This is a genomic window from Burkholderia sp. R-40 (genome assembly GCF_049942845.1).
Taxonomy (GTDB): domain Bacteria; phylum Pseudomonadota; class Gammaproteobacteria; order Burkholderiales; family Burkholderiaceae; genus Burkholderia; species Burkholderia ambifaria.
This window is the reverse complement of sequence record NZ_CP187968.1, coordinates 1,541,182-1,568,180: the sequence shown is the minus strand read 5'-3', so window position 1 is coordinate 1,568,180 and position 26,999 is coordinate 1,541,182. Positions and strand designations below refer to the sequence as shown.

The 26,999-nt window shown below is 66.1% G+C and carries 23 protein-coding genes; 19 read left to right on the top strand and 4 right to left on the bottom strand.

Annotation, left to right across the window (positions count from 1 at the left end; all coding sequences use genetic code 11):
• Window positions 1-57 precede the first annotated feature (57 nt).
• The 11 genes from ACP26O_RS23415 (at window position 58) to ACP26O_RS23365 (ending at window position 14,314) form a co-directional block, all read left to right on the top strand.
• Window positions 58-867, top strand: coding sequence for a TlpA family protein disulfide reductase (locus ACP26O_RS23415; RefSeq protein ID WP_175664436.1), 810 nt, complete (start codon window positions 58-60; stop codon window positions 865-867).
• A 753-nt stretch (window positions 868-1,620) separates the two neighbouring features.
• On the top strand, window positions 1,621-2,916 hold the full coding sequence (locus tag ACP26O_RS23410; RefSeq protein WP_244098996.1) for an undecaprenyl-phosphate glucose phosphotransferase: 1,296 nt from the start codon (window positions 1,621-1,623) through the stop codon (window positions 2,914-2,916).
• Window positions 2,917-3,111: 195 nt separating this feature from the next.
• The gene (locus ACP26O_RS23405; protein ID WP_175664434.1) at window positions 3,112-4,164 is read left to right on the top strand and encodes a polysaccharide biosynthesis/export family protein; all 1,053 of its coding nucleotides are present in this window, start codon (window positions 3,112-3,114) and stop codon (window positions 4,162-4,164) included.
• A gap of 47 nt (window positions 4,165-4,211) precedes the next feature.
• The gene (locus ACP26O_RS23400) at window positions 4,212-4,649 is read left to right on the top strand and encodes a low molecular weight protein-tyrosine-phosphatase (RefSeq protein WP_105833646.1); all 438 of its coding nucleotides are present in this window, start codon (window positions 4,212-4,214) and stop codon (window positions 4,647-4,649) included.
• 25 nt (window positions 4,650-4,674) lie between these two features.
• Entirely contained in the window at window positions 4,675-6,927 is a 2,253-nt protein-coding gene (locus ACP26O_RS23395) for a polysaccharide biosynthesis tyrosine autokinase (RefSeq protein ID WP_244098995.1), read from the top strand.
• The gene (locus tag ACP26O_RS23390; RefSeq protein ID WP_175664432.1) at window positions 6,924-7,985 is read left to right on the top strand and encodes a glycosyltransferase family 4 protein; all 1,062 of its coding nucleotides are present in this window, start codon (window positions 6,924-6,926) and stop codon (window positions 7,983-7,985) included. Before ACP26O_RS23395 ends, ACP26O_RS23390 begins: the two co-directional genes overlap by 4 nt.
• A complete protein-coding gene (locus ACP26O_RS23385; protein WP_175664431.1) occupies window positions 7,972-9,066 on the top strand; it encodes a polysaccharide pyruvyl transferase family protein in 1,095 nt (364 codons plus the stop codon). The genes ACP26O_RS23390 and ACP26O_RS23385 overlap by 14 nt, the downstream gene beginning before the upstream one ends.
• Entirely contained in the window at window positions 9,056-10,204 is a 1,149-nt protein-coding gene (locus ACP26O_RS23380) for a glycosyltransferase family 4 protein (protein WP_175664430.1), read from the top strand. Before ACP26O_RS23385 ends, ACP26O_RS23380 begins: the two co-directional genes overlap by 11 nt.
• On the top strand, window positions 10,192-11,481 hold the full coding sequence (locus ACP26O_RS23375; RefSeq protein WP_426356330.1) for a hypothetical protein: 1,290 nt from the start codon (window positions 10,192-10,194) through the stop codon (window positions 11,479-11,481). The genes ACP26O_RS23380 and ACP26O_RS23375 overlap by 13 nt, the downstream gene beginning before the upstream one ends.
• Complete coding sequence (locus ACP26O_RS23370) at window positions 11,478-12,845, top strand: glycoside hydrolase family 71 protein (RefSeq protein ID WP_175664428.1); 1,368 nt, start codon at window positions 11,478-11,480, stop codon at window positions 12,843-12,845. Before ACP26O_RS23375 ends, ACP26O_RS23370 begins: the two co-directional genes overlap by 4 nt.
• Entirely contained in the window at window positions 12,755-14,314 is a 1,560-nt protein-coding gene (locus tag ACP26O_RS23365; RefSeq protein WP_244098994.1) for a hypothetical protein, read from the top strand. The genes ACP26O_RS23370 and ACP26O_RS23365 overlap by 91 nt, the downstream gene beginning before the upstream one ends.
• A 28-nt stretch (window positions 14,315-14,342) precedes the next feature.
• Here the strand turns inward: ACP26O_RS23365 and ACP26O_RS23360 are convergent, their stop codons facing one another.
• A complete protein-coding gene (locus ACP26O_RS23360) occupies window positions 14,343-14,747 on the bottom strand; it encodes a hypothetical protein (RefSeq protein ID WP_006756235.1) in 405 nt (134 codons plus the stop codon).
• Window positions 14,748-15,419: 672 nt separating this feature from the next.
• Here ACP26O_RS23360 and ACP26O_RS23355 point away from each other — a divergent pair.
• Window positions 15,420-15,809 carry a fucose-binding lectin II gene (locus ACP26O_RS23355; RefSeq protein WP_175659840.1) on the top strand — a complete coding sequence of 130 codons (390 nt, stop codon included), beginning with the start codon at window positions 15,420-15,422 and terminating at the stop codon, window positions 15,807-15,809.
• A gap of 214 nt (window positions 15,810-16,023) precedes the next feature.
• Window positions 16,024-16,761, top strand: a complete 738-nt coding sequence (locus ACP26O_RS23350; protein ID WP_011660040.1) for a fucose-binding lectin II — start codon at window positions 16,024-16,026, stop codon at window positions 16,759-16,761.
• A 114-nt stretch (window positions 16,762-16,875) separates the two neighbouring features.
• Here the strand turns inward: ACP26O_RS23350 and ACP26O_RS23345 are convergent, their stop codons facing one another.
• Entirely contained in the window at window positions 16,876-18,231 is a 1,356-nt protein-coding gene (locus ACP26O_RS23345; protein ID WP_175664427.1) for a M23 family metallopeptidase, read from the bottom strand.
• A 332-nt stretch (window positions 18,232-18,563) separates the two neighbouring features.
• Between ACP26O_RS23345 and ACP26O_RS23340 the strand changes: the two genes are divergently transcribed.
• On the top strand, window positions 18,564-19,442 hold the full coding sequence (locus ACP26O_RS23340; protein ID WP_175664426.1) for a mechanosensitive ion channel family protein: 879 nt from the start codon (window positions 18,564-18,566) through the stop codon (window positions 19,440-19,442).
• Between the two features lie 37 nt (window positions 19,443-19,479).
• On the opposite strand, the gene ACP26O_RS23335 is transcribed toward ACP26O_RS23340, so the two are convergent.
• On the bottom strand, window positions 19,480-20,625 hold the full coding sequence (locus ACP26O_RS23335) for a branched-chain amino acid ABC transporter substrate-binding protein (RefSeq protein WP_426356329.1): 1,146 nt from the start codon (window positions 20,623-20,625) through the stop codon (window positions 19,480-19,482).
• A gap of 69 nt (window positions 20,626-20,694) precedes the next feature.
• Entirely contained in the window at window positions 20,695-21,732 is a 1,038-nt protein-coding gene (locus ACP26O_RS23330) for a histone deacetylase family protein (RefSeq protein ID WP_175664424.1), read from the bottom strand.
• Between the two features lie 125 nt (window positions 21,733-21,857).
• On the opposite strand from ACP26O_RS23330, the gene ACP26O_RS23325 reads away from it, so the two are divergent.
• From ACP26O_RS23325 to dbpA, 5 genes are all read left to right on the top strand, one after another.
• Complete coding sequence (locus tag ACP26O_RS23325; RefSeq protein WP_105833634.1) at window positions 21,858-22,346, top strand: Lrp/AsnC family transcriptional regulator; 489 nt, start codon at window positions 21,858-21,860, stop codon at window positions 22,344-22,346.
• 69 nt (window positions 22,347-22,415) lie between these two features.
• Window positions 22,416-22,721, top strand: coding sequence for a hypothetical protein (locus ACP26O_RS23320; RefSeq protein ID WP_175659846.1), 306 nt, complete (start codon window positions 22,416-22,418; stop codon window positions 22,719-22,721).
• A gap of 527 nt (window positions 22,722-23,248) precedes the next feature.
• The gene (gene mqo / locus ACP26O_RS23315; RefSeq protein ID WP_175664423.1) at window positions 23,249-24,892 is read left to right on the top strand and encodes a malate dehydrogenase (quinone); all 1,644 of its coding nucleotides are present in this window, start codon (window positions 23,249-23,251) and stop codon (window positions 24,890-24,892) included.
• A gap of 490 nt (window positions 24,893-25,382) precedes the next feature.
• Window positions 25,383-25,580 (top strand): hypothetical protein, encoded by a 198-nt coding sequence (locus ACP26O_RS23310; protein ID WP_006756243.1) that lies wholly within the window; start codon window positions 25,383-25,385, stop codon window positions 25,578-25,580.
• On the top strand, window positions 25,577-26,974 hold the full coding sequence (dbpA, locus tag ACP26O_RS23305; RefSeq protein WP_011660030.1) for an ATP-dependent RNA helicase DbpA: 1,398 nt from the start codon (window positions 25,577-25,579) through the stop codon (window positions 26,972-26,974). Before ACP26O_RS23310 ends, dbpA begins: the two co-directional genes overlap by 4 nt.
• Window positions 26,975-26,999: the final 25 nt, after the last annotated feature.

Here is a 26,999-nt window from a genome sequence, read left to right as displayed (position 1 = left end):
CGGTCGACAATCTTCCCGCCTGCCCCGAGCCCGGTCACGTCATTCTCTTTCCTTCCTATGTTGAGCATCGGTCCCTTCTCGATCCGCGTCATCGCTGTAGCCGTCGCCGCGCTGATCGCATGGCTCGTCGCCCGTTTCATGCAGCGCCGCCCGCCGGACGGCCAGCACAAGAGCGCCGCGAGCCTGATCCTCGACACGCTGCTGCTCGGCCTGATCGCAGCGCGTGTCGGTTACGTCGGTCAATGGTGGTCCGAGTATTCAGCCGCCCCGCGCTCGATCGTCGCGCTCGGCGACGGCGGCTTCGACTGGCGCATCGGCGTCGCCGCCGCGCTCGTGTTCGCCGGCTGGCGACTGCGCCGCCTGCCCGCGCTGCGTCGCCCGGTGATGGCCGGCATGCTCGCGGGGCTCGCCGCATGGGGCATCGCGCAAGGCACGCTCGCGACGTTGCAGCGCAGTGCGCCGCCGCTTGCCGCGTTGCAGCTCGAGGCGCTCGACGCCACGCCGGTGCCCGCGCAACGCTTCGCGGGCAAGCCCGTCGTCGTGAACCTGTGGGCGACGTGGTGCCCGCCGTGCCAGCGCGAAATGCCGATCCTCGCGCAAGCGCAGCAGGATCATCCGGGGATGACGGTGCTGATGGTCAACCAGGGCGAAGATGCGCAGACAGTGCGCGCGTTCCTCGAACAGAAAGGGCTGCGGTTCGATCACGTGCTGCTCGATCGCACGCTGCACGCGATGCAGGCCTACGGTTCGCGCGGGCTGCCGACGACGCTCTTCTTCGACGCGAAAGGCAACCTCGTCGAATCGCACATGGGCGAGATCACCGCCGCGCGGCTAAAGGACACCGTGAGCGCGGGCTTGCATCCCTGATCGCCACGCTTGGCGCCTGAGTGCGAATGCACGTCGCACGACGCGAATGACATCCTCGTGCGACGTGCGGCCGACGTGCCGAAGCGTTCGACCGACACGGTTTCTAACACATCTGCAACGAATGGACGATTCGGCCAGCCAGCGCGGTTCCCCCGAAATCAACGGGGCTGCGGGCAAGCAAGGCATCGGCCGACGACCCGCGCCAATGAAAGCGCACCTAATCAACATCTGACAGCGCCCAACCTCGGCTAGAGTGGTTGCACGTTGTCGCGTGGAAGATCAATCGCGGCAATCAGCATCACCCCCTTTCAGTACTTCGTGTCGGATGAAACGCTCGTATTAGAAGCGTAGACGACACCGATCTTCATCGGACGGGTCTTACATCGAGCCCGCTCTCCCCTCGCCCCTACCCCGACGTTTCGTTGTTTCACCGCCCAGGCACGCGCAACGAAATAGTACTTGTCCTATCTGTTTTCTTCGGCGGACGACACGTTGTCTGATGGTTCCGAGATGGCCCCCCCCATAAACTCGGTTTCTTCCTTGCCAACTGTCATTTTTAAATATCGATGTCAGATCTGGTTCACCCGATACGCCAGCGATCAGTCCATGCCGCAACACCGGATTGACCGTGCATCAAGCTGAATGAACATAGGTATGAAACGCAAGCAGGAAAAAGGTAGCGCAACAAGAGCCATATGCGCCGTCGATGTCCTCCTTATCATCGTCATCGCGGGCATCACGCACCCAGGTTCGATGTGGAATCTCGCCGCAGTCCGAACCGAATGGATCCTGATCGGCGCCAGCGCGCTGCTCGCGGCGTTCGTGTTGCGGCTGGCCGACATCGGCCTCGACGGCCGGACGCGTCCGGCCACGCGTTACGCTCTGCGCACCCTCGCGCTTTGGTTTGTCGTTCAAGGCTTCGTTCTACTGATGATGATCGCACTGACATCCGTCACGATGACGTTGCTGGTCTGGCTTTTCTGCTGGACGCTCGGCGTCGCGATCGCGCTCGCCGTGTTCCGGCTCGGGCTGAGCGTCGCACGCCACCGTAGCCTCCATGTGCCGTGCACGCCATCCCGCGTCGCGATCGTCGGCGGCGGTGAATGGCTCGAACGCCTCGCCGATTCGATCGACACGGCCGGCGCGTCGCGCTACCGGTTCGTCGGCGCGTATCGCACCACCGAGCACGCGGCCCCGTTCGGCGGAGGCGCTTTCGTCGCCACCGATCTTGCCTCGTTCGCCGCCCTTGCCCGCACCGAACGCGTGGACGAGATCTGGATCGCGCTGCCGCTCGACGACGACGCCACGATCACCCGCGTGATCGACGAATTCCGCCACGATTTCGTCGAACTGCGCCTGATGCCGGACGTCAGCAAGCATGCGCTGTTCGGCAGCCGTGTCGAAGACATCCTCGGCGAACCGGCGATCTCGCTGGCCGCACCGCCGCTGTCGCGCGGTGCACGGCTCGCGAAGGCGATCTTCGACCGTGCGTTCGCGGCCGTCGTGCTGGTCGGGCTGATGCCGCTGCTGCTCGTCGTCGCCGCGGTCATCAAGCTGACGTCGCCGGGGCCCGTGCTGTTCACGCAGAAGCGGCGCGGCGCGGATGGCCAGACCTTCGACATCTACAAGTTCCGCACGATGCGCGTGCATGTCGAACCAGCCGGCACGGTCGCGCAGGCCACGCGCAACGACCCGCGCGTGACGAAGGTCGGCGCGTTCCTGCGGCGCACGAGCCTCGACGAGCTGCCGCAGTTCGTCAACGTGCTGTTCGGCGACATGTCGGTGGTCGGCCCGCGCCCGCATGCGGTGGAGCACGACGCGCAGTACCGCACGCTCGTCGACGGCTACATCCACCGATACCGGATCAAGCCCGGCATCACCGGCTGGGCGCAAGTCAACGGGCTGCGCGGCGCGACCGAACAACTCGAAAGCATGCAGTCCCGCGTCGAGTACGACCTCTACTACCTGCGCAACTGGTCGTTCGCGCTCGATCTGCGAATCATCGGTGCGACGGTGTTGCACGGATTCGGTCATCAGAACGCGTACTGAGTGCCGCATACAGATCGTCCACCCGCTTCACACGTCCGAATAGGCTCCATCTTGAAGTTATCTCTGTTCCGATCCTTCGGCGGTCGCCGCCATCGCACGTCCGCGAACGCCCCATCGCCTGCGCGTGGCACCGTGCGCGCTTGCGTCGGCGTGCTTTGCTGCGCGGTGTTGTCGGGCTGTGCGCTCGCGCCCGGGATGAAGATGCCTGCCACGACCGGCCTGCCTGGTTCGAACGGCAACGCGCCGGCACCTGCCGCGACGCCGCCGGTACCGATCTCCGAAATCGACGCGACGCTGATCCGCCAGTTGAAGGCCGACGCGCACGCGGCCGCCGAGAACCAGGTCGATGCGCTGCTCGGCCGCCCCGCCGCCTATACGCTCGGCGCGGGCGACGTGCTGCAGGTGACCGTCTGGGACCACCCGGAGCTGACCATCGCGCAGGGGCCGTTGCAGCAGACCAACGTGCGGCCGTCCGATCCACCGCAAGGGTTCGTGATCGACGACGCGGGCAACGTGCAGGTGCCCTATGCCGGCAACGTGCCGGTCGCGGGCCTGACCGTCGACGGCGCACGCCGCGCGATCTCGGCCGCGCTCGCGCACTACTTCGTCACGCCGAAGGTCACGGTGCGCGTCGCGTCGTTCCGCGCGAAGCACGTTCATGTCGACGGCGAGGTGCGCACGCCCGGCACGGTTCCGGTCAACGACGTGCCGATGACGCTGTACGAAGCAGTCGGCCGCGCGGGCGGCTTCCTGCCGGCGGCCGATCAGAGCCGCCTCGTGCTGGTGCGCGGCGGCGTCTCGTATCCGCTCGACCTGCCCGGCATGCTGGCGCGCGGCACGAATCCCGCCGGCCTGCTGCTGCGCGACGGCGATCTGTTGCGCGTGCTGCCGCGCGAGGAGAACGGCGTCTACGTGATGGGCGAAGTGACCCGGCCGGTCACCGCGCTGCCGTTGCGCACGGGCCGGCTGACGCTGAGCGACGCGCTGTCGCAAGCAGGCAGCTTCAACAGCGCGAGCGCCGACGCCGCGCAACTCTACGTGATCCGCGGTGCGTCGAGCGACGCGCCGCGCGTGTTCCACCTCGACGCAAGCTCGCCCGTCGCGATGGTGCTCGCCAATCAGTTCGACCTTCAGCCGAAGGATGTCGTCTACGTGGACAGCAACAGCCTCGTCCGCTTCAGCCGCGTGCTGAATCTGTTGTTGCCGGCGATCAATGCCGGGTTGACGGGCGCGATCGTCACGAAATGACCGAAAGCCATCGATACGGCATTCACAACAGAAAAGCCGGAGGAAAAATGATTCGAACCATTCTCGTCGTGTGCACCGGAAACATCTGCCGCAGCCCTATCGGCGAGGGGCTGCTGCGGTCGCGACTGCCGGGTATCGAGGTGGTCTCCGCCGGCACGTCGGCGCTCGTCGGGGCCCCGGCGCACGCGCTCGCGTCATCCGTGTCGGCCGAAGCCGGGATCGACATTTCCGCGCATCGCGCGCAGCAGCTCACCGCGGCACTGGTACGTCATGCGGACATCGTGCTGACGATGGAAGCCGGCCAGCAGCGCGAGATCGTCGAGCGCCATCCATTTTCGCTCGGGCGCGTGTTCCAGCTCGACGGACGGAACGGCATCGATGTGCCGGATCCGTACCTGAAGCCGATCGATGCGTTCAGGCATGCCTATTCCCTGATCGACCGAGGCGTGAACGCGTGGGTGCCGAAGATCCAGGCACTGAGATGAGCATCGAATGATGAACGGAATTTCCATGAACAAAGCACCGAACCCGTTACCCGAAGCAGACCTGGGCGACGAGCCGGAACTCGTGCGGTATGTCGATCTGCTGCTGACGAACCGCTGGCTGGTGGCCGGCATCGCGGCGGCCGTGTTCGCCGCGGGCGCGGCGTATGCGTTGCTGGCCCGCCCGATCTACGCGTCGAATCTGCTGATTCAGGTCGAAGACAGCACGGGCGGGGCCGACTCGCTGCTCGGTAGCGTGTCGTCGCTCTTCGACGGCAAAATCCAGGCGGCGGCCGAGATCGAGATCCTCCAGTCGAGAATGGTCGTCGGCCATGCCGTCAAGAACCTGCGCCTGTATATCGACGCGGCACCGAAGCGCTTCCCGTTGATCGGCAAGGCGATCGCCGCGCGCGCACACGGCCTGTCCCGGCCCGGGTTGTTCGGGTTCGGCGGATACGGCTGGGGTACCGAGTCGATCGAGATCGGCACGTTCGACGTGCCGAAAACCTTCGAGGGCGACCGGTTCGAACTGACGGCGCTGCCCGATGGCCGCTTCCGGCTGGAAAACGGCGATCTCGACCAGCCGATCGAAGGCGCGCTCGGGCAGCTCGTCGAGTCGACGCAGGCCGGCGGCACGTTCCGGATCCGCGTCGACGCACTCCATGCGCGACCGGGTGCGGTGTTCCAGGTGGAACGTCATTCCGAACTGAAGACGCTGCAGCGGTTGCAGAAACACCTGACCGTGTCGGAGATTCGCAAGCAGAGCAACGTCATCAACGTGTCGCTGAAGGGTGAGGATCCCGACACGGTGGCGAACATCCTGAATACGATCGGCACGGCGTATGTCGCGCAGAACGTCAAGCGGAAATCAGCTGAGGCGGAGAAGTCCCTCGCGTTCCTCGAGAACGTGGCGCCGCAACTGAAACAGAACCTGGAACAGGCCGAAGCGAAATACAACGCGATGCGGCGCAAGCGCGGCACGTTCGACCTCGGCATCGAAGCGCAGGCCTACCTGCAGGACAGCATCGCAACCCAGGCGACGCTGCTGGCGTTGCAGCAAAAGCGCGCGGAGGCGTCGACCCGGTTCGCGGCCGGCCATCCCGAGATGCAGGCGCTCGATCGTCAGATCGATGGCGCGAAACAGAAGATCGACGGGCTGTCGGCACGCCTGCGCGCGTTCCCCGATATCGAACAGGACGAGCTCCGGCTTCGTCGCGATGTCGAAGTCGGCAACGAAATGTACGTCGGCGTACTGAACAATATCCAGCAGCTCCGGCTGGTGTCGGCCGGCAAGGTGGGCAACGTTCGCGAAGTGGACAACGCGCCCGTCCCGGAAGAGCCGGTCGAACCGCGCAAGGCGTTGATTCTCGCGCTCTCAGCCATTCTCGGCGTGATGCTGGGCGTCACGGCAGCGGTCGCGCGCGAGTCGCTGTTCGGCGGCGTGAAGGACTCGAGCGACATCGAGCGCCGCACCGGATTGAGCGTCTACGGCACGATCCCCGATTCGCCGATGCAGCGGACCGCCGCCGCAACGGCCGCGCGGCGCGGGTACATCCCGTCGCTGCTGGCCAACGAGAGCCCCGCCGATGCCGCCATCGAGAGCCTGAAAAGCCTGCGCACGGCCCTCGGCCTGACCCTGCTCGACGCGAACAACAACCGGGTGCTGCTGACAGGGCCGAGCCCCGGTGTCGGCAAGTCCTTCGTGTCGGCCAACCTGGCTGCCGTGATGGCCGCCGCCGGCCATCGCGTGCTGCTGATCGATGCGGATATGCGGCGCGGTCATCTGCACGATTCGTTCGGCGTGCGGAGCGCACCCGGGCTATCCGACCTGCTGACGGGCCGCGTCTCGTTGCAGGACGCCACGCGGCACGGCGTCTCCAAAGGATTGGACTTCATCCCGACGGGCGCCGCGTCGCAATCCACCTCGGAGCTGCTGCTGGGTGAATCGACGATCCGGTTGCTCGACGAGATGAGCGCCGCCTACGACGTCGTGATCATCGACACGCCGCCGGTGCTCGCGGTGGCGGACGCCAGCATTCTGGCGCCGCACTGCGCAACGACCTTCCTCGTGACCCGCGCGAGACAAACGACGATCGACGAGATCGCCGAATCGGCGAAGCAGCTGAACAGGATTTCGTCGGGCTTGCTCGGCGTCCTCTTCAACGGCATCGACACGCGCGCATTCGGCTATCGCACCCGATACGGCGCGTATCGCTATGCGCCGTACGGTGCGACCGAAGCGAACGACGCGCCCGCAACGCGCGAGCGGGAGGCGTCATGAAGATCGTGCATGTCGTGGAAACCTGGGTGGGCGGTATCGCCACCTATGTCGGCGCGCTGGCTCGCGAGCAGATCGCGATGGGCAATGAGGTCCTGCTGATTTGCGATCCCGACAAGATGACCGGCACGCCCGGCGTCGACGGGCTGACGTTGATCGGATACCGGTCGAGCCGGCATCCGGCGCGCATCGCCAGGGTCGCGCGCGAGATCCGCGCATTGCTGAAGGCCATCGGTCCGGACGTGATCCATTGCCACAGCACGTTCCCCGGCGTGTACGTGCGCCTGCGCCGGCATCGACACGCGAAGGTCCTGTACACCCCCCACGCGTGGGCGTTCCTGAAGAAGGACGTCGGCTCCGTCACGCGGCTGGGCTACGCGCTGACCGAGCGCCTGCTGGCGACTCGATGCGATCGGATCGTCTGCATGTCGCTGGAAGAATTGCGCGCGGCACGCAAGTACCGGCTGCCGATGTCGAAGGTCGACCTCGTCTACACGGGCATTGCCGGCGACGAGGCCAGGGCCGCTCTCGATCGTCCGTCCGGCAGCTCGACGATACGCGTCGGCTATTTCGGCCGCCTCGATTACCAGAAGGGTTTCGACGTCGTACTCGACGCGGTGCCGGCGCTGAAGCCGGACATCGAGATCAACGTGTACGGCATGGCGGTGCGCGGCGGCGTCGCGGCGGAGCGGGCCGGCGACGACCGGATCGTCTACCACGGCTGGGTCGATGCAGCCGCGACCAAGAGCGCCATGCAGGCGATGGACGTCGTGATCGTGCCGTCCCGCTGGGAAGGGCTCGCACTCGTGCCGATCGAGGCGATGCGCGCCGGCAAGGTGCTCGTCGTCTCCGGCGAAAGCTCGCTGCCCGAGCAGGTGATCCATGGCTACAACGGGATCATCCTCACCGAGCTCACCGGGCAATGCCTCGCCGACAACCTGAACCGCCTGACGGTCGACAAATGCCGGCGCATGGGTGAGAACGCCCGGCACGTGTTCGACCAGACCTTCAGGCAGGAACATTTCCTGAAATCGCTGATGCGGATCTATGAACAAGCCTGACGTTTATCTGTTGCACGCATACAGCTCGCGAAACAGCGGCGACGGCCTGCTGGTCAAGTTGAGCCTGAAGGCGATCCGCGCCGCCGGCATCGACGGCGTCGTCACGATCGTCTGCCTCGATCCGGCATCGTTCCGCGGCTATCTCGACGACGCGAACATCCGCCTCTGGTCGCTGGCCCGTTTCTGCATCGAATCGGTGCGCCGCTTCGGCCGCGCGAGGCCGGCGCTGTTCTTCGGCGTGGGCGGCGGTTACCTGCGCGCGTCCAGCGGCATGGAGGGCTGGAAATCGCTCGTCGCGCACGGCAGCCAGCTGGCCTGCACGGCGTTGCGGCGCTCGAAGCGATCGATCTATCTGCCGCAGAGCATCGGTCCGCTGAAGTCGCTGCCGGGCACGCTGCTGGCGGCGTTGGTCCGGCGTTGCGTGGACGTCGTGTTCCTGCGCGACGACCAGAGCGTCGACGAGCTTGCACACCCGCACGGCATTCGCACGGGGGACCTCGTCGTGCTCGAGATCGGCCGGACACCGCGCACCGAGCCGGACGCGGAGCGTCGTGCCGAACACTCCCGCCCGATCCGGTTCGTGTTCCGCGACCTGAAGGGCAAACCGTATCGCGACGACTACGTCAGCCGTCTGCGTTGCGTCGCGAAGCTGCTGCCGAACGCGGGATTCGCGCTGCAAAGCAGCGGCCGCGGCAACGGCGACGACACGTTCTATCGCGACACGTTCGATGTCGAGCAGGTCGACGATCTGGCGACGCTCGTCGCGCGCGAGCGCCCGGTGGTCGTCTCCGTCCGGCTGCACGGCAGCCTCGAAAGCGTGCTGGCCGGCGTGCCGAGCATTCATATCGCGTACGAGCGCAAAGGTCAGGCTGCATACGACGACCTCGGCCTGTCGCGCTACGTGGTGCACGCCAGCGACTTCGACGCAGGCCGCGTCGCCGCGCTCGCTCGCGAGCTTGCGCACGACGACGGCACGTACTGGCAGGCGCTGCGCACGGCAGACGCGACGCGCTACAACGAGATGATCGAAAGGATCCGTCATGAAATCGAGCAGTTCAATCACCTTTGTGATGGACGGTAATTTTTCGCGCGTCGGCGACGAAATCTACAGTCCTCATATGGGCCACGAGAAGTTCGCGAACCGGTTCGCGCAGCATTTCGACGCGGTGCGCATCGTCGCACGCGCGTTTCCGAAAGCCCAGCCGATCGGCTCCGTCGTCACCGGGCCGCGCACGTCGTTCGTCGACCTGGGCGCCATTCGCGGCGGCCGCCGCTGGCTGACGGGCTTGCCGCGTACAGCGGTACGGCTGTTCCGCGTCATCCGGAGCGCGCAAACACTGATGATCCGCTTTCCGGGCAATGTGGCAACACTCGCACTGCTGCTGTGCTGGATCACGAGAAAGCCGTTCTCGGCCGAAATCGTTGCCGATCCGGAGGATTACTTCAGCAAGGATGCGTCCACCCATCCGTTGCGCCGCGTCGCGAAATGGATCCATTGCAGCTCGACCGCGCTCGCCGCGCGGCGCGCGCAAAGCGTGCGATACGTGACCGAAACCTATTTGCAGGCGAAGTATCCGGCGCGCTCGCGCGCCGATTCGTTCGGCTTCAGCGACGCCTTCCTGCCGAACGGACTCTTCGCGGCCCGCGACCCCGACGCGCTCGCGCGGCCCGGGTCATTGCGGCTGATCAACGTCTCGATGATGCACAACCGGAGCAAGGGGCACGTGGCGCTGCTAGAAGCCGTGTCGCGCCTGAAACGCAAGAACGTGCCCGTCGTGCTGACGCTCGTCGGCGACGGTGCGTTGCGCGGAGAACTGGAGGCGCTGGCCCATACGCTGGGCATCGCCAACGTCGTCGCATTCCGCGGACAGGTCTCGTCGGAAACAGCCTGCGCGACCGTCGCCGAACACGATCTGTTCGTGCTGCCCTCGCTTCAGGAAGGGATGCCGCGCGCGATGCTGGAAGCGATGGCAGTCGGCACGCCCGTGCTCGGAACCGGCGTGGGCGGAATACCGGAAGTGCTGCCTGCGAGCGACGTGATCCGGGCCGGCTCGGTCGACGCGATCGTCGGTGCGGTCGAGGCGGTCGCCCGCGACCGCGCCCAGCTCGTCGACATGCGCATCCGGCAGCAGGCGAAAGCCGCCGCGTTTTCCCATTCGGCGCTGCAGGCAAAGTACGACGTGTACTGCCGTTACCTGGTCGAGCGATGCGCCGCCTGAACGCCGACTTGATCCATGTCGTCGCCAGCGCCGGCTTGCCGGCCCTGGTGAATTTCGTCGTGGCGGCACTGGCGCTGCATCTCCTCGACCCCGTGCTCGTCGGTCGCTCGTATGCGTTGCTGGCGCTGTTCTACGTCGCCATCGACGCCTTCAACTTCGGGTCCGCGCGCATCTACACGATCGATCGCATCCGGGCACGGTTTCCGAACCTGCTTCGGCTCGACTGCGTCAGCGCATTCGGTTCGACCGTGCTGTTCTGTCTGGCTTGCGCGCTGCTGGGCCGAACCGGCTCGATCGCGCTGCCGAACTGGACCGCAATGCTTGTCCTCGCGCCCGTTTGTTATGGGCTGTCGCACTTTGCGCTCGGATTCTTCCGGGTGACCCGGCGCAATGGCGTCGTGTTGATCATCTCGACGATCTCGGCGCTTTCGCGCCTGGCTGTCATCGCGGTGCTCGCCGAATACCACGGCTTGCGCAGCCATCTTCCCGATCTGCTGCTGCTGGTCGAAGCCGCGTATGGCGCGCTGCTGCTTGCTACCTACCTGTGGGTGACGCGCTGCGGCACGACCGGTCCGGAACCGAGCCGATATCCGCCCACCGTTGGCGGCGGGCTGCGTTGGTATCGCGACTTTATCGCGCAGGCGCGCGGCGAAATGCTGAGCAGCTGGTATGCGAACGCGGTGCTGTCCGGCGCCAAGCACCTCGACGTGCTGATCGTTTCCGCCGTGGCCGGGCCGGCCGGCGCCGCGCTGTATCGCGTTGCCAAAGGCTTCAACAACCTGGCCTTCAATTTCGGCCAATCGGTTTCGCTGGCGATCAGTGGAAGCGGCGGGCGGGCGCTTCGATTGATCGGCGCACCCGGGTTCGCACGCAAGCTCTCGGCGAGCGTGCTGGCGGGGTTGATCGTTCTCCCCGCCGCATCGTATGCATTGCTGGAGATACAGCTGTTTCCGGTACATTCGCTCGGCAGCCGGGTCAATCAGTTTGCGTTCGTGTTCGCCGTGCTGCTGGGCGCCTGCCTCGTGTTTCTCTGCAGGATCCTGTCGCTGTGGCTATATGCGCGGAGCCGGCGCGCGTTCATGAAGATGGCGTCGTTCGAGGCTGTCCTCACGCTCGCGCTGGTCGCGGCGTTCGGCTGGAAGTTGGGCGCCTATGGCGCGATTTGCGGCGTCGGCGCGGCGGCGTTCGTCATCCTGTCGTCGTCATGTGTCCTGCTGACGCGTCACGCCACGCACGCCGCGCCGCTTCCGGCGACCGCCGGGCGGGAGCAGCCATGAAACGACGATCCTTCATCACGACGACGGTCGCGACCGCGCTGGCCCCGGGCGGGCTGCTTCGCGCACGTACCCGCGAGACGAGCGACGCGCCGGGCCCTCGCCGGGTTTTCGCCCACTACATGGTGGCGTGGCCGAGAGGCGGAAAGACGGCCGGCCCCGAACAATATGCGCAGGAAATGCGTGACGCGATGGCGGCCGGCATCGACGGCTTCGCACTGAATTGCGGCGGGTGGCACGCTTCCGAGCCGTACTACAAGCGGCGGGTCGAGACGATCTACGACGCGGCCGACCGGTTCGACGGCGCGTTCAAGTTGTTCGTGTCCGCCGACGGCAACGCACAGGACGAACTCGCGGACATCATCCGGACGGTTCGCGGACGCCGCGCGCAGCTGACGGTGGACGGACGACCCGTGCTGTCCGCGTACGCGCTGGGCGGCCGGCATGGCGCCGGCGCACGATCGCTGATCGAGACCGCCAGACGCCTTGGTGCGTATTTTGTCCCGCATCTGTCTCCGAGCACCGGAGAACGGGAAATCGACGCAAGCGTGGCGGCCGAGATCGTCGGAAAAATCCGTTCCGCGGACGGCTATTTCTATTTCGGTGCGGCGGGCGCACCGTCGCTGCTGGCCCGCTCCACGCGCGCACTGGCCCCCGCGTTGCGCAACGCCGGCAAGGTCTTCATGGCGCCCGTGACGCCTTACTACCGGGGTTTGCCGCAAGGCACGAACTATCGCGCGTTCGAGACGCGCGGGTTCGCCGGCATGGCGGAAGAATGGCGCGCGGCGATCGAGTCGCGCGCGACCTGGGTGCAGATCGTGACCTGGAACGACTGGGCGGAATCGACGTATGTCGCGCCGACCGGGGGCGCCCGGCAGGCCAGCGTGTATGACGCGCGCTTCGGCCCGATCCTGAGCCACGAAGGCTATCTGCGCGCGTCGCGTCATTACATCCGCTGGTTCAAGACGGGCAGCGAACCGCCGATCGTGCGCGACGAGCTGTTCTTTTTCTATCGTCCGGGCTTGGCGGGGCAACGCGAAGTTGCCGCCGATGGTCCTTCGGCGTCGACATACGGGTCGCCGCGCATGCCGCACGGGCCGCTCGTCGATCGCATTTTCGTGTGTGTATTCCTGACCGGCCCCGCATTGCTGAAGATCGGCCAGAACGCACGCGAGGATCGCCGGCCGCTACCGGCCGGAATTTCGTTCGTCGATGTCCCGAGCACGCCCGGGCTGCCGACGTTCTCGATCGTTCGTGACGAGCGGGTCGTGCTCGAGTGTGCGGGCGAGCTGCCGGTGACAGAACCGGGCCGCGGCAACGAGTACGGCTACTACAGCGGTTGGGCGATCGACGGACAATCCCGATGAATTTCTTGCGTTCGAACCTCGCGGTGCGCCGGACAGGCGACCACCGGCACATGATGTGGACGACGTTCGCCGTCGGCGCACTTGCCGCGATCGTCGCGACGCTGCTGATTACCCAGCGCATGCATGGCGTGCTGCTGCTACTGAACGTCGCGCTAATGCTGGCGATCGCCGCCATTCGTCCGAGAACCCCGACCGTACGCTGGTTCCGGATCTTTCTGTTCTTCATTCTCGGCGTGTTCCCGCTGTGGCAACTGCTGGCGGTAGACGAGATCTATCTGCGACTGTTGCCGCAAGACGATCCGGCCGTCGCGCTGTGGTATTTCCTGAGCCTCGCCGGCGTGCTGGTCGTCAAGCTGACGCTCGACCTCAACGCAAGCCGCCTCGGCAACGCCCGCTTGCCGTTCGAACCCGGCATGCGCGTCAGCAGTCTCGCCTATCTGTTCGCGCTGCTGTCGCTCGGCGCGCTCGCGTTCATCTACGTCAAGCTGGGCGGTTACGCACGAATCGTCGAGTTGTACGACACACGCGTCGAGCAAACCGGCACCGACAACGATCCGTTTCGCGGTTTGGGCGTCATACAGGCGCTGGCCAACACGTCGCCGCTATGGATATTCGTCTGCCTCATGATGCGACGCCGTCGCAGCGTCGTGCTGACGGCCGTGGCCTTCGTTCAGCTCGGCGTGCTGGGCTGGCTGTCGTCCGGCATCGCGGGGAGTCGCCAGGGTGTCGTCTTCGTGCTGGTGTTCGCACTGTTCATCCATCACAGCTTCATCGCGCGAATCAGGCCGCGCACGATCCGGATCGCCGGTATCGGCGTGGCACTGACCGGCCTGCTGCTGATGCCGTTGAAATTCGGCCTCGGCTACGACGACATCGCGAATCTGTCGCAGCGGTTTGCCGAGCAGCGCGATCTCGAGTTGAGCATGGGGCCGGTCAGCGTGTTCCTGTTTCGGGACCTGTCGCGCTTCGACGTGCAGGCACTGGCGATCGATACGGTCACGCAACCGACCTATGCGTACCCGATGGGGCGAAGCTTCGTCGGTGCGATCGCGTCGATCGTTCCAAGTGCGCTGTGGAGTGATCGCCCCGACACGTTCGCGCTGGAAAAATCCGAGATCATGCGCGATTTCGAGCGCACCGCGCTCGACAAGACAACCCTGTTGTTCGGCATGCCGGGGGAATTCCTGGTGAACTTCGGCATCGCCGGGTTCGTTTTGTCGTTTGCGATTCCCGCCATTCTGCTTGTCGTGCAAAACAACACGGGAATCCGTTCTCGCAGATGGCTGCCGCTACAGGCCGTGATGTGGCCGCTGCCGTTCCTGTTCTTTTTGTTCGACTCGAACGTCATGGTGTACTACACGGTGCGATGGATTCTGCTGTTCGGCTTGCCGATGGCGTTCGTGCTCAGGCAACCGCGACGATCGCGACAGACCGCCATCGACACGCTAGCGCCGCCGATCCGCGGATGATCCGGCGTCGCGGCGTACGCCTTCGATCTCAAGGCCGCGACAACACCATCACCCGCCCCGACACGCGCTGCAGCTTCAGCCACCCGGTATCGGCCGTAAACCGAAGCTGCTGCAACGGAAAATCGAACCCGGCCTTCTGCGCCGCGCTGACCACCGCGTCGGCGATCCAGCGGATCAGTTCCTTGCCTTCATCGGTGGTCTGGTGACCGTTCTGAACGCCATAGAAATAGCGATTCCCGGCGTTGACTTCGTTCTGCAGCTGCATCCAGTGTCCCGGCAGGCCGGGCAGCGTCCTGAACAGGTCGGCCACGCGCTGCGTCGTCAGGCCGCGCGCCCACAGTGCGCCATTCACCGCGGGCCGCGCCAGGTTGTGACGGTCTGCTTCCTGGGCCTGCTCCTTGATATCGCCTTTCAGAATATCGGGTTTCGTCATCGCACTGTCCTCGTGAGGGCCCCGCAATGGGCCGGTTGAATCAAAAAAGCGCCGAACATCGGGCGCACGCGTTGCGTGCACGATACCGCTAATCTCGAAATTGATCGCCTGTCAGGTATGTCAGGCCGGCGCGTTTCAACATCGCACGCAAGAATCAGCCTCGTCCGATAGGCGCCGCGACGGCGGGTCGATATGCTTATCGGGTGTGGCGTCGGCGGAATGTCTTGTTCAAGTTCGGAGTGAGCTGGTCATCTAACCTTCGCCGGCGCCGCACACCCCTCCCGTTGCGATCCGGCTTCGGTGTGGGCGTTCGGTGGTGGCCGGTGGGCGCGGCCACGACAGAGAAGACGATGTTGAAACAACACGCTGCCATATGCGAACGCCGAGCGCCTGCTCCGAAGCCGGATCCTCCCTCCATTCCGGCCTGCGCCGCCCATCATTCAATAATTCGCGACATGCGTCGATATAATTTCGCGATTATGTCGATCGACAATCAATCGAATTCACGCCATTAAATCGAACTGTTTCAGCTTTCGATTTTCTGAACAATTTCCATTCCAGGCCGAATATTTTTCTATTTATTTTTCGCCATGCTGGCCGAGCCGTGTTTAAAACAGCAAACGTTTGCGCGACACGGTGAAGTGCCTTATCCATCGATCTTCAGGAGGAAACATGGCCGACAATCAAACATCCTCGAATCGCGCCGGCGAGTTTTCGATCCCGCCGAACACCGACTTCCGCGCGATTTTCTTCGCGAATGCCGCCGAGCAGCAGCACATCAAGCTGTTTATCGGAGACAGCAAGGAACCGGCCGCTTATCACAAGCTGACCACGCGCGACGGCCCGCGCGAGGCCACGCTGAATTCGGGCAACGGCAAGCTCCGCTTCGAAGTGACGGTGAACGGCAAGGCGTCCGCCACCGATGCGCGCCTCGCGCCGATCACCGGCAAGAAGTCGGACGGCTCGCCGTTCACGGTCAACTTCGGGATCGTCGTGTCGGAAGACGGTCACGACAGCGACTACAACGACGGCATCGTCGTGCTCCAGTGGCCGATCGGCTGACCTGACGCGCGCTTGACGACCGACCTCGGCCGGCGCGCAGGACGAAAACCCGCGCGCCGCTGTCGAACCCGCGATGGCGCCGGGGCCATCCACGCATTGCGAATCGATTCAATCGAGCAGTCATTTGCAGTCCCACGCTGTACTCCGTGCGCGACAACGGCGGGACCACTCGCCGGCCGCGCGACGCGAGACCTATCATCGAGACGAGGACGACATGTCACAACCGTTTACCCATGACGATCTTTACGCACTGCTGCAACTCGCCGGCAACGATGCAACCGCCGTACAGGCGAACGGCGACCAGGCGGTGCTCGACCGGATGCGCCAGTTCATGACCACGCAGCTCGTGGAAAAGCTGCCGCAATACGATGTGTTCGTCGACATCGCGACCATCCCGTACAGCTTCGACGTCGGCAGCTGGCAGAACAAGGTGAAGGCCGATGCAGCGGGGCAGGTGATCGCCTGCACGGTCACGTGGGCGGGCGCGCCCGGCGTGCTGCCGGGGGCCGCGGCAAAGTTCGGCGTCGGCGCGGTGGTCAATTACTTCTCGAAGGCAACGCCGCAACCGGAGCCCACCCAGCCGGGCACGACGACCGGCGGCGGCGAACGCGACGGCATCTTCAACCTGCCGCCGAACATCGCGTTCGGCGTGACGGCGCTGGTCAATTCGTCCGCGCAGCAGACGATCGAAGTCTATGTCGACGACAACCCGAAGCCGGCCGCGACGTTCCAGGGCGCGGGCACGCAGGACGCGAACCTGAACACGCAGATCGTGAACTCGGGCAAAGGGAAGGTGCGCGTGGTGGTGACGGCGAACGGCAAACCGTCGAAGATCGGTTCGCGTCAGGTCGACATCTTCAAGAAGACCTACTTCGGGCTCGTCGGGTCGGAAGACGGAACGGACGGCGATTACAACGACGGCATCGCAATCCTGAACTGGCCGCTCGGCTAAGCAGCCGCGTCCTGCCAATCATCGCCACGCCGCCCGGCGTGGCGGTTCGCATCGGTACGCAGCATAGATGTGCGCGCCGCCCCCCCCCCGGCGGCGACCGCCCCAGCTCGACGGTCAGCCGTCGCTCGGTGCGCCGTGCTGCGACATCGCGAGCGACGGTGCCAACGTGGCCGCAGCCAGCTGCGTGCGCGCGGCGTGAGCCACGCGATTGAACGCGACCCGCTGCTCGCCCTTCAGTTTCGCCGCCCTGGCCGCCTGCACCAGTTCGATCGGATCGACGAGGCGGGCATGTCGCCGCACCTCGAAGTGCAGATGCGGGCCGGTCGCGGTGCCCGTGCTGCCGACCGCGCCGACACGCTGGCCGCGCACGACCCGCGCGCCGGTTCGCAGCGTCGGCTCGAACGCCGACAGGTGCGCGTAGTACGACGCATAGCCGCCGTCGTGCCGAATCACCACGTACTTGCCGTAGCCGCCCGGCTCGGTGCCGATGAAAGTCACGACCCCGCGCTCCGACGCGTGGACGGCACGGCCCGTGGGCGCGGCCAGATCCACACCGGAATGGACGTGACGCGCGCCCGTGACCGGATGCACGCGCGCGCCAAATTGCGAGCTGATTCGCGTCGCGTTGACCGGCATCGCGAACTGCGCACCGGCGAGCGGCATGCCGTCGAGATCGTAGTACGCGCCTGGCGAGCCCGCCTGCGGCGCGAACCACACGGCCGCGACACGCTGGCCGCGAAAGCGGATGTCGAGCGCAGTCACGCGCACGCGGCCCGGCACGGCTGCGCTGTCGTCCGGTTCGAAGGCGACGCGGAAGGTATCGCCCATCGCGCCGCGCTGCGCCGAATCGATCCGCCCGGCCAGCATGCGCGTGACCTGCGCCGCGACGTCGGCGGGCAGATCGGCGCGCGCGAGCGACGCGCGCAGGCTGCCGGTGATCACGCCGGCTCGCGTGCCGCGCTCCTGCTCCGCGAGCACGAACGGCTCGGCGGACGCCAGATCGACAGGACGCGCGTCGGACGCCGGCGCAGCGCCGATTGCCGGAAGCGGCGACGCAAAACCGTACGCGAAGCGGGCCGCGTAATCGCGCTCGATTGCATCGCGCGCCGCATCGCAGAGGACGACGTACGGCGCACATGCACCGGTACGCATCGTGAACGTGACCGAAGCGCTCGTCCCATGCGGCTCCAGCGCGACACGCGGCACGTCAGTCGATGCCAGCAAGCCGCCCCAGATGGTCCGGGCGGAATTGAAAAAAGGCACGTCGACAAGGTCGGCCGCTTGCGCAGTCATGGGCGAAAACGGCATGGCATCGGAAGCTGCCCACGCCACCGCACCCTGCATGCCGGCAAGCCACGCCGCGGCAACGACACCGCGCACCAGCGCGCGGCGAATCGGAAAGCGGATGGCGCCGCAGCGCGCGGGCCGACCTTGTTCGCGTGCGAGACGTAAACACAGGTCAAGCCGCATTGCGTCGTCACTCGCTATCAATGAAAAAGGAGGGGGAAAACCGGTTATCGCGGAGGAACGATCATCGCGATCCGGTAGCCTGGAAGCGAGTGTATCGGCACGGCCAACATAGCTAAATAGGACGAGTCCGATTTGTTTGAATACTCGATTAGTACACACACCAAATCGCGATTTTCACGGCGCTGACGCGTGAGATCCGGCCCCCATGCATTCGCGCGAACTACGCCATGGCGTGTACAGTCGAGGGCGGCCGACGCACGAGCGGATGCCCGCCCGATCACGGCGGACGACGCCACCCGTCGTGCCTTCTGTCCTCAAACCGGAATCCCGTCATGTTTCTCGATCATCTTCATCCGGAACGCTGGACGTTCCTGTGGAACGCGTTGTCCACGCTTTCGCTCAGGCTCTGCGCCGCCCTCGCGCTACTCGTCGCGGGCTGGTGGCTGTCGAAGCGCATCGGCAACTGGCTGAGCCGGCTGCTCACGAACAAGGAGCGCGTCGACGACACGCTGCGGCCGATCCTCTGCGACGTCGCCGTGTGGGGCATCCGCATCGTCGCGATCGTCGGTGCGCTTTCACAGCTCGGCATCGAAACCGCGAGCATCGTCGCGGTGCTCGGCGCGGCCGGCCTCGCGATCGGGCTCGCGCTGCAAGGCACGATGCAGAACATCGCGGCCGGCATCATGCTGTTGCTGCTGCGGCCGTTCAAGGTGGGCGACTACATCGACGGCGGCACGGGTGTCGCGGGGACGGTGGACGAGGTCGGGCTCTTCATGACGCGGCTGACGAAGCCGGACGGCATCTGCGAATACGTGCCGAACAGCGCGCTGTGGGGCAGCGCGATCCGCAACTACACGCGCAATCCGACCCGCCGTCTCGATCTCGAAGTGGAAGTGTCCGTGCACGACGACATCGATCGCGCGCTCGATGCGCTGCGCGCGCTGGCCGAAGCCGATCCCGACGTGCTGCAGGATCCCGCGCCGGACGTGATGGTGATGCGCTTCGACGACAGCACGGCGGTCGCGAACATGCGCGTGTGGACGCACACGGACAAGTTCTGGGCGATGCGCTGGCGCCTCGCGCGCCAGGTGCGCAAGACGCTCGCCGACGCGGACTGCGCGCTGCCGATCCGCACGCGCGAGCTGCACATCGTGCACGACGTCGAACGGCGGCCGCAGCAGGTCGAGCCGCGCCGCGTCCAGGCGTCATGACACGTCGGGGCGCGCGGCGCGCCGTGCCCCGCCTCCGTCACATCCTGACGATATCGAGCAGCGCCTTCCTGCCGCTCCTGTACGTGAACACCGAGATCGCGCCGTGCTTCAGGTCGCCCTGCGGCGTGAAGCGCGTTTCGCCGATCACGCCGCGATAGTCGGTCGCCGGCATCGCGGCCAGCACCCTGGCCGGGTCCGTCGAATTCGCGCGCTGCATCGCGTCGACGATGATGTACACCGCGTCGTACGAGAACGGCGCATACACCTGCATCGGCTGGTGATAGCGCGCTTCGTAACGCTTCACGAACGCCACGCCACCCGGCATCTTCTCGAGCGCGATGCCGGCTTCCGAGCACACGACATTGTCCGACGCCGGACCCGCTAGCTTCGGCAGGTCGGTCGAGCACACGCCGTCGCCGGCAAGAATCTTCGCGCGCAGGCCGAGCTGACGTGCCTGCTTCGCGAGCGGGCCGCCCGTCGCATCCATCCCGCCGTACATGATCGCGTCCGGATTCTCGCCCTTGATCTTCGTGAGAATCGCGCGGAAGTCGACCGCCTTGTCGTTGGTCGCGTCGTGCGACATCACCTTCAGGCCGAGCGCCTTCGCCTTCTTCTCGAACTCGTTCGCGAGGCCCTGGCCGTACGCGGTCGAATCGTCGACCACGGCCACCGTCCTGATGCCCAGCTTCTTCGCCGCATACATCGCCAGCGCGGGCCCTTGCTGCGCATCGGTCGCGACGACGCGATAGGTCGTCTTGAAGCCCTGCTGCGTGTACATCGGGTTGGTCGCGGCCGGCGAGATCTGCACGATGCCCGCATCGCTGTAGATCTTCGACGCCGGAATCGACGTGCCCGAGTTGTGATGGCCGACGACGCCGACCACCTTGTCGTCGACGAGCTTCTGCGCGACCTGCGTCGCCTGGCGCGGGTCGGCCGCGTCATCCTGCGCGTCGAGTTGCAGCGTGACCTTCCTGCCGCCGATCACGAGCCCCTTCGCATTGATCTCCTCGACCGCGAGCCGCGCGCCGTTCTCGCTGTCCTTGCCGAGGTGCGCGATCGCACCGGTCAGCGGCGCGACGTGCCCGATGCGCACGATCTCGTCCGCATGCGCGGGCAGCGCGGACCATGCGCACGCCAGCGCGGCCGCGATTGCGCATGCCGCCTTGTTCCGATGTCGATTCATGTTCGTCTCCTTCGTTGTCGCGCTTCGTTCGTGACGGGATCGTCGTTCATCAAAGGCAAAGCGATACGGTCACGCACGCCCTTCGAAACCGAGCAGCACGTTCACCGCGTTGATACCGATTTCCTCGACCATGTAGCCGCCTTCCATCACGAACAGCGTCGGCAGGTTCAGGCGCGCGAGCGCTTCGCCGACGCGCAGGTAGTCGGGCGAGCGCAGGCGGAAATGACTGATCGGGTCATGCTCGAACGTGTCGACGCCGAGCGACACGACGAGCAGGTCGGGCGCATGCGCGGCGATCGCGGCGGCTGCGTGGTCGAGCGCCGTCGCGTAGGTGTCCCACTGCGTGCCCTTCGGCAGCGGCAGGTTCAGGTTGAAACCCTCGCCCGCGCCGCTGCCGCGCTCGTGCGCGTAGCCGGAGAAGTACGGATACGACACCGGCGGCTCGCCGTGGATCGACGCGAACAGCACGTCCGCGCGGTCGTAGAAGATGTCCTGCGTGCCGTTGCCGTGGTGGAAGTCGACGTCGAGCACCGCGACGCGCGACGCGCCGCTCGCGATGCCGTGCTGCGCGGCGATCGCCGCGTTGTTCAGGTAGCAGTAGCCGCCCATGTACTCGCGGCCCGCATGGTGGCCGGGCGGGCGGCACAGCGCGAACGCCGCGCGCGCGCCGCCGTTCGACAGCAGGTCGGCGCCCGTGAGCGCCGAGTTCGCGCTCGCGCTCACCGCGTCCCACGTGCCGGCGTTGATCGGCGCGCCGGCGTCCATCGCGAAGAAGCCGAGCTTGCCGTCGATGAACTCGGGCAGCGTCGCCGACGACGGCATCGCGCGCACCGGCCACACGAGCGGCAGCGCCTGGCAGGTACGGCCGGTCGCGGTCCATTCGTCCCACGCGCCGACGAGAAACTCGACATAGCGCGCGCTGTGCGCGCCGGCATAGCACGCGCGGTCGAACGCGCGCGGCGCGATCACGTCGCCGAGGCCGGCCGCGCGCACCTGCGCGAGCACCGTCTCGGCGCGCAGGGGGTTCTCGAACGACTCGGTGATCGCGCCGTCCTTCAGTTCGACGCCGCGATGCAGATGGTGATCGCTGCTGTAGACCGTGAGCATGGTTGACCGTTGCAGTGAAGGCTGTGAAGGGTGAAAACAGTCTATTGATGCCGGCCGGCAATAACTTTGCTTTCCACCCCTTCGTTTCGTACAATTTTGAGAAAACCGCCTACGGAGACCCGACAATGAGCAAAAATCGCGCTTCGGTGGAACTGGACGGCGTCGACCGCGCGATGCTCCGGCTGCTGCAGGAAGACGGCGCGCTGTCGAACGCGACGCTCGGCGAGAAGCTGTCGTTGAGCGTCACGCCGTGCTGGCGCCGCCGCAAGCGGCTCGAGGACGAGCACGTGATCACCGGCTACCAGGCGAACCTCGACCGGCGCGCGCTCGGCATGAACGTGTTCGCGTTCGTGCAGGTCACGTTCAACATGCATTCGGACCAGGATCCGGATCACTTCGAGGAGGTGATGCGGCGTCACGACGAAGTGACGTCGTGCCACAAAATCACCGGCGCGGCCGACTACATCCTGCAGGTCGTCGCGGCCGATCTCGACGCGTACGCGGAATTCGTCGAACGCGTGCTGAGAAAGCAGGCCGGCGTGTCGTCGATCCAGTCGAGCCTCGCGCTGCGCGAGGTCAAGTTCTCGTCGCGCGTGCCGGTGCCGGATGCGTGATCGTTCGTGTTGTCATGCGCCCGCGCGCGGGCATCCGCTGTCGATCGTCACTTCATGGAGCGCAATCCTATGAAACGTCTTCTACCTTCCGCCTCGCTTGCCGCAACGATCGCCTGCGCACTCGCATTGGGCGGCTGTGCGGCGCAATCGTCCGCACCGGCCGCTTCGTCGACGCCCGCGCAACCTGCCACGCCGGCCGCCCCGCCGATGGTCGGCGGCGATCGCGACGCGCACGGCTGCATCGGCTCGGCCGGCTATTCGTGGTGCGAACAGACCCAGCAATGCGAACGCCCGTGGGAGCTCGCGAAGCAGAAGGGGTTCGCGAATTCGGCGCAAGCGTACGAGCAGTTTTGCCACAACAATTTCGCGAAGTGACGTGACCTGACCTGCCGTAAAGCGATCATGTCGCGGCGCGATGCCGCGACATGACGCGCCCGCATTCCATCCCGCTCCCGCCCGGTTATCCACATCTTTTCCGGTTCCGGCGACCGTCGTTCCGGAATCCCGGACACGCAAAAAACCCCACAAAAACAAGGGCATTTTTCGTTTGTGACACAGCAAACGAGTTCGGTTACATTACGCGCCCCTTGCCATACCGCCCCCGCAAAACGCGTCGCGCGCGGCCTCTTTCCACGCAGCCCGAAGCGCCTTCCGCGCAGGCTTGCAGCGAGGGCCCCGGCGCGTTGCGCGCCATCGCGACGCACGCATTCGCCTGCCTGCGGCAAGCCGATCCGAAGGTGTCCTTCGCGACGGCTGCGCGTGCGCAAATGCAACGGCGAACACGGTCGATCCGGAATTCCGGATTCGCGGTCCGGATCTCCGGATGCGCGAGCCGGTTGCGATTCGGCGTCGGCCCGGCGGCATGGCAAACCGATGCATTCAAAGTTGAAGAGGGATCTGTTGTGATCAAAACGTTACGGGTAATACTGTCGGCGCTCGCGCTGTGCGTCGCCGCGTCGTCCGCGCACGCCGCCGATACGAAGAAGGTCGACGTCCTGCTGGTGGGCGGCGGCATCATGAGCTCGACGCTCGGCGTCTGGCTGCACGAGCTCCAGCCCGACTGGTCGATGACGATGGTCGAGCGCCTCGACGGCGTCGCGCTGGAAAGCTCGAACGGCTGGAACAACGCGGGCACCGGCCACTCGGCGCTCGCCGAGCTGAACTACACGCCGGAGAAGGCGGACGGCAAGGTCGACATCTCGAAGGCGATCGAGATCAACGAGTCGTTCCAGATCTCGCGCCAGTTCTGGGCCTGGCAGGTGCGCCAGGGCGTGCTGAAGAACCCGCATTCGTTCATCAACTCGACGCCGCACATGAGCTTCGTGTGGGGCGACGACAACGTCCGCTTCCTGAAGAAGCGCTACGACGCGCTGCAGGCGAGCCCGCTGTTCCGCGGGATGCAGTATTCGGAAGACTACGACCAGATCAAGCGGTGGGTGCCGCTGATGATGGAAGGCCGCGACCGCTCGCAGAAAGTCGCCGCCACCTGGACGCCGATCGGCACCGACGTGAACTTCGGCGAGATCACGCGCCAGTTCGTCGGCTACCTGAAGACGCAGCCGAACTTCACGCTGTCGCTGTCGAGCGAAGTGCGTGAGATCTCGCGCAACGCGGACGGCACGTGGCACGTGTCGTGGGTCAAGCTGCACTCGGATGAACCGCCGCAGGCCGTCGACGCGAAGTTCGTGTTCATCGGCGCGGGCGGCGGTGCGCTGCATCTGCTGCAGGCGTCGGGCATCCCCGAGGCGAAGGACTACGGCGCGTTCCCGGTCGGCGGCTCGTTCCTCGTGACCGACAACCCCGAGGTCGTGAAGCGGCACCTCGCGAAGGCGTACGGCAAGGCGTCGGTCGGCTCGCCGCCGATGTCGGTGCCGCACCTCGACACGCGAATCATCGACGGCAAGAAGATCATCCTGTTCGGGCCGTTCGCGACGTTCTCGACCAAGTTCCTGAAGAACGGCTCGTACTTCGACCTCGCGAAGAGCACCAACCTGCACAACGTCGCGCCGATGATGCGCGTGGGCGTCGACGAATTCCCGCTGGTCCAGTACCTGGCCGGCCAGCTGATGCTGTCCGACGACGACCGTTTCAACGCGCTGAAGGAATATTTCCCCGACGCGAAGAAGGAAGACTGGCGCCTGTGGCAGGCCGGTCAGCGCGTGCAGATCATCAAGCGCGACCCGAAGAAGGGCGGCGTGCTGAAGCTCGGCACCGAGATCGTCAGCTCGCAGGACGGCAGCATCGCGGGCCTGCTCGGCGCATCGCCGGGCGCGTCGACGGCGGCGCCGATCATGCTGAACCTGATGCAGAAGGTGTTCAAGGACAAGGTCGCGACGCCGGAATGGCAGCAGAAGATGCGCCAGATCGTGCCGAGCTACGGCACGAAGCTGAACGACAGCCCGGCGAAGGTCGTCGAGGAATGGACCTATACGAGCGACGTGCTGCAGTTGTCGCCGCCGCCGAAGATCGACCTGACGACGCCGTCGCAGGCGACGGGCTCGGCCCCGGCGCGCCCCGCGAAGGCATCGGCCGACATGGCGCTGTAACGCGTCCGGCCCCGTTTCATCGCATCGCACGGCCGCCCTCCGGGGCGGCCGTTTTACATGGCTGGTGTGGGGGGCCGCCACGCACCGATCGGCGGGGCGTCCTCGCCGGTTGCCGACAGCCGGCCCGGGCACTGCCGATGGACCGCTAGCGGCCCTCCGCCAGCGGCACCGGCACCCCGCTGCCGGCCCTCCGCCGCTGGACAGCCGCCGCCGACCGTCCGCGACCGGCCGTCCGCGACCGGTCATCCGCTACCGCCCCTCCGCCGCCAGCCGGGCCATTGCCGATAGACCGCTACCGCCCCTCCGCCGCCGGCCGCCCGCATCCGCTAGAATTGCGGGCACGCGCGACGCTGTCGCCCCCGATCCACCATCCGCATCGACGCGGTCCACGCGACCGCCGGTGCGGCCCGCGCCCGAACCGCGCGAGCGCCGCACCCCGTTGCCGCGCCCGCCGGGCGCGCCACCAACCGAATTCAGCTGGAGAATGACCGTGTTTACCTGCAGAAACCAGAGCTGCGGCACGCAGTGGGAGACGTCCGACGTCGTGATCAAGGACGAAGGCCAGGGGCTGCTGTTCCGCTGCCCGCTATGCGGCGCGCGCAACTATCTCGAGCGCTTCGACGCGGAAGACGGCACGGTCGTCTACGAGCAGATGGCCGGCCGCCCTTACCTCGGAGACGTGGAATGACCGAGCCGACCGCCACGCCCTTCAGCGCGCTGCCACTCACGCCCGCCGCGCTCGCGAACCTTACGCAGCTCGGCTACGTCGACATGACGCCGATCCAGGCCGCGAGCCTGCCGATCGCGCTGGCCGGCCACGACCTGATCGCGCAGGCGAAGACGGGCAGCGGCAAGACCGCCGCGTTCTCGCTCGCGCTGCTGGCGCGCCTCGACACGCGCCGCTTCGACGTGCAGGCGATGGTCCTGTGCCCGACGCGCGAGCTCGCCGACCAGGTCGCGCAGGAAGTGCGCCGCCTCGCGCGCGCCGAGGAGAACGTGAAGGTGCTGACGCTGTGCGGCGGCACGCCGATGCGTCCGCAAGCGCAGAGCCTCGAACACGGCGCGCATATCGTCGTCGGCACGCCCGGGCGCATCATGGATCACCTCGACCGCGGCAACCTGAAGCTCGACGCGCTGAACACGCTCGTGCTCGACGAAGCCGACCGGATGCTCGACATGGGCTTCTTCGACGACATCGCGAAGGTCGCGCGGATGTGTCCGACGACGCGCCAGACGCTGCTGTTCTCGGCGACCTATCCGGACGGCATCGCGAAGCTGAGCCAGCAGTTCCTGCGCAATCCGAAGGAAGTGAAGCTCGAGGAGCGCCACGACAACAGCAAGATCCGCCAGCGCTTCTATGAAGTGGCGGAAACCGAACGTCTGCACGCGGTCGGCCAGCTGCTGAACCACTACCGGCCGGTGAGCACGATCGCGTTCTGCAATACCAAGCAGCAATGCCGCGACCTGCTCGACGTGCTGCACGCGCAGGGCTTCCACGCGCTCGCGCTGCACGGCGAGCTCGACCAGCGCGAGCGCGACCAGGTGCTGATCCAGTTCGCGAACCGCAGCTGCTCGGTGCTGGTCGCGACCGACGTCGCCGCGCGCGGGCTCGATATCGCGCAGCTCGAGGCGGTGATCAACGTCGACGTGACGCCCGACCCCGAGGTGCACGTGCACCGCATCGGCCGCACCGGCCGCGCGGATCAGGAAGGCTGGGCGCTGAGCCTCGCCAGCATGGACGAGATGGGTCGCGTGGGCGCGATCGAGCAGGCGCTGAAGCGCGAAGTCGAATGGCATCCGCTCGCGGAACTGAAGCCGGCCGGCAACGACACGCTGCTGCCGCCGATGGAAACGCTGCAGATCCTCGGCGGGCGCAAGGACAAGATCCGGCCGGGCGACGTGCTCGGCGCGCTGACCGGCGATGCGGGGTTCGACGGCAAGCAGATCGGCAAGATCAACGTGACCGAGTTCTCGACCTATGTCGCGATCGAGCGCGGCGTCGCGCACGACGCGCTGCGCAAGCTCAATGCGGGGAAGATCAAGGGCAAGCGGGTCAAGGTCCGGTTGATGGACGAGGAGTAATTTCGAGCGGCGCGGCTGTCACGGC

What these genes read in the sequence shown, in the direction of transcription:
- ACP26O_RS23415 (WP_175664436.1), top strand. Translation starts at nt 58, where the DNA reads ATGTTGAGCATCGGTCCCTTCTCGATCCGCGTCATCGCTGTAGCCGTC.
- ACP26O_RS23410 (WP_244098996.1), top strand. Translation starts at nt 1,621, where the DNA reads ATGTGGAATCTCGCCGCAGTCCGAACCGAATGGATCCTGATCGGCGCC.
- ACP26O_RS23405 (WP_175664434.1), top strand. Translation starts at nt 3,112, where the DNA reads ATGAAGATGCCTGCCACGACCGGCCTGCCTGGTTCGAACGGCAACGCG.
- ACP26O_RS23400 (WP_105833646.1), top strand. Translation starts at nt 4,212, where the DNA reads ATGATTCGAACCATTCTCGTCGTGTGCACCGGAAACATCTGCCGCAGC.
- ACP26O_RS23395 (WP_244098995.1), top strand. Translation starts at nt 4,675, where the DNA reads ATGAACAAAGCACCGAACCCGTTACCCGAAGCAGACCTGGGCGACGAG.
- ACP26O_RS23390 (WP_175664432.1), top strand. Translation starts at nt 6,924, where the DNA reads ATGAAGATCGTGCATGTCGTGGAAACCTGGGTGGGCGGTATCGCCACC.
- ACP26O_RS23385 (WP_175664431.1), top strand. Translation starts at nt 7,972, where the DNA reads ATGAACAAGCCTGACGTTTATCTGTTGCACGCATACAGCTCGCGAAAC.
- ACP26O_RS23380 (WP_175664430.1), top strand. Translation starts at nt 9,056, where the DNA reads ATGGACGGTAATTTTTCGCGCGTCGGCGACGAAATCTACAGTCCTCAT.
- ACP26O_RS23375 (WP_426356330.1), top strand. Translation starts at nt 10,192, where the DNA reads ATGCGCCGCCTGAACGCCGACTTGATCCATGTCGTCGCCAGCGCCGGC.
- ACP26O_RS23370 (WP_175664428.1), top strand. Translation starts at nt 11,478, where the DNA reads ATGAAACGACGATCCTTCATCACGACGACGGTCGCGACCGCGCTGGCC.
- ACP26O_RS23360 (WP_006756235.1), bottom strand. Translation starts at nt 14,747, where the DNA reads ATGACGAAACCCGATATTCTGAAAGGCGATATCAAGGAGCAGGCCCAG.
- ACP26O_RS23355 (WP_175659840.1), top strand. Translation starts at nt 15,420, where the DNA reads ATGGCCGACAATCAAACATCCTCGAATCGCGCCGGCGAGTTTTCGATC.
- ACP26O_RS23350 (WP_011660040.1), top strand. Translation starts at nt 16,024, where the DNA reads ATGTCACAACCGTTTACCCATGACGATCTTTACGCACTGCTGCAACTC.
- ACP26O_RS23345 (WP_175664427.1), bottom strand. Translation starts at nt 18,231, where the DNA reads ATGCGGCTTGACCTGTGTTTACGTCTCGCACGCGAACAAGGTCGGCCC.
- ACP26O_RS23340 (WP_175664426.1), top strand. Translation starts at nt 18,564, where the DNA reads ATGTTTCTCGATCATCTTCATCCGGAACGCTGGACGTTCCTGTGGAAC.
- ACP26O_RS23335 (WP_426356329.1), bottom strand. Translation starts at nt 20,625, where the DNA reads ATGAATCGACATCGGAACAAGGCGGCATGCGCAATCGCGGCCGCGCTG.
- ACP26O_RS23330 (WP_175664424.1), bottom strand. Translation starts at nt 21,732, where the DNA reads ATGCTCACGGTCTACAGCAGCGATCACCATCTGCATCGCGGCGTCGAA.
- ACP26O_RS23325 (WP_105833634.1), top strand. Translation starts at nt 21,858, where the DNA reads ATGAGCAAAAATCGCGCTTCGGTGGAACTGGACGGCGTCGACCGCGCG.
- ACP26O_RS23320 (WP_175659846.1), top strand. Translation starts at nt 22,416, where the DNA reads ATGAAACGTCTTCTACCTTCCGCCTCGCTTGCCGCAACGATCGCCTGC.
- dbpA (WP_011660030.1), top strand. Translation starts at nt 25,577, where the DNA reads ATGACCGAGCCGACCGCCACGCCCTTCAGCGCGCTGCCACTCACGCCC.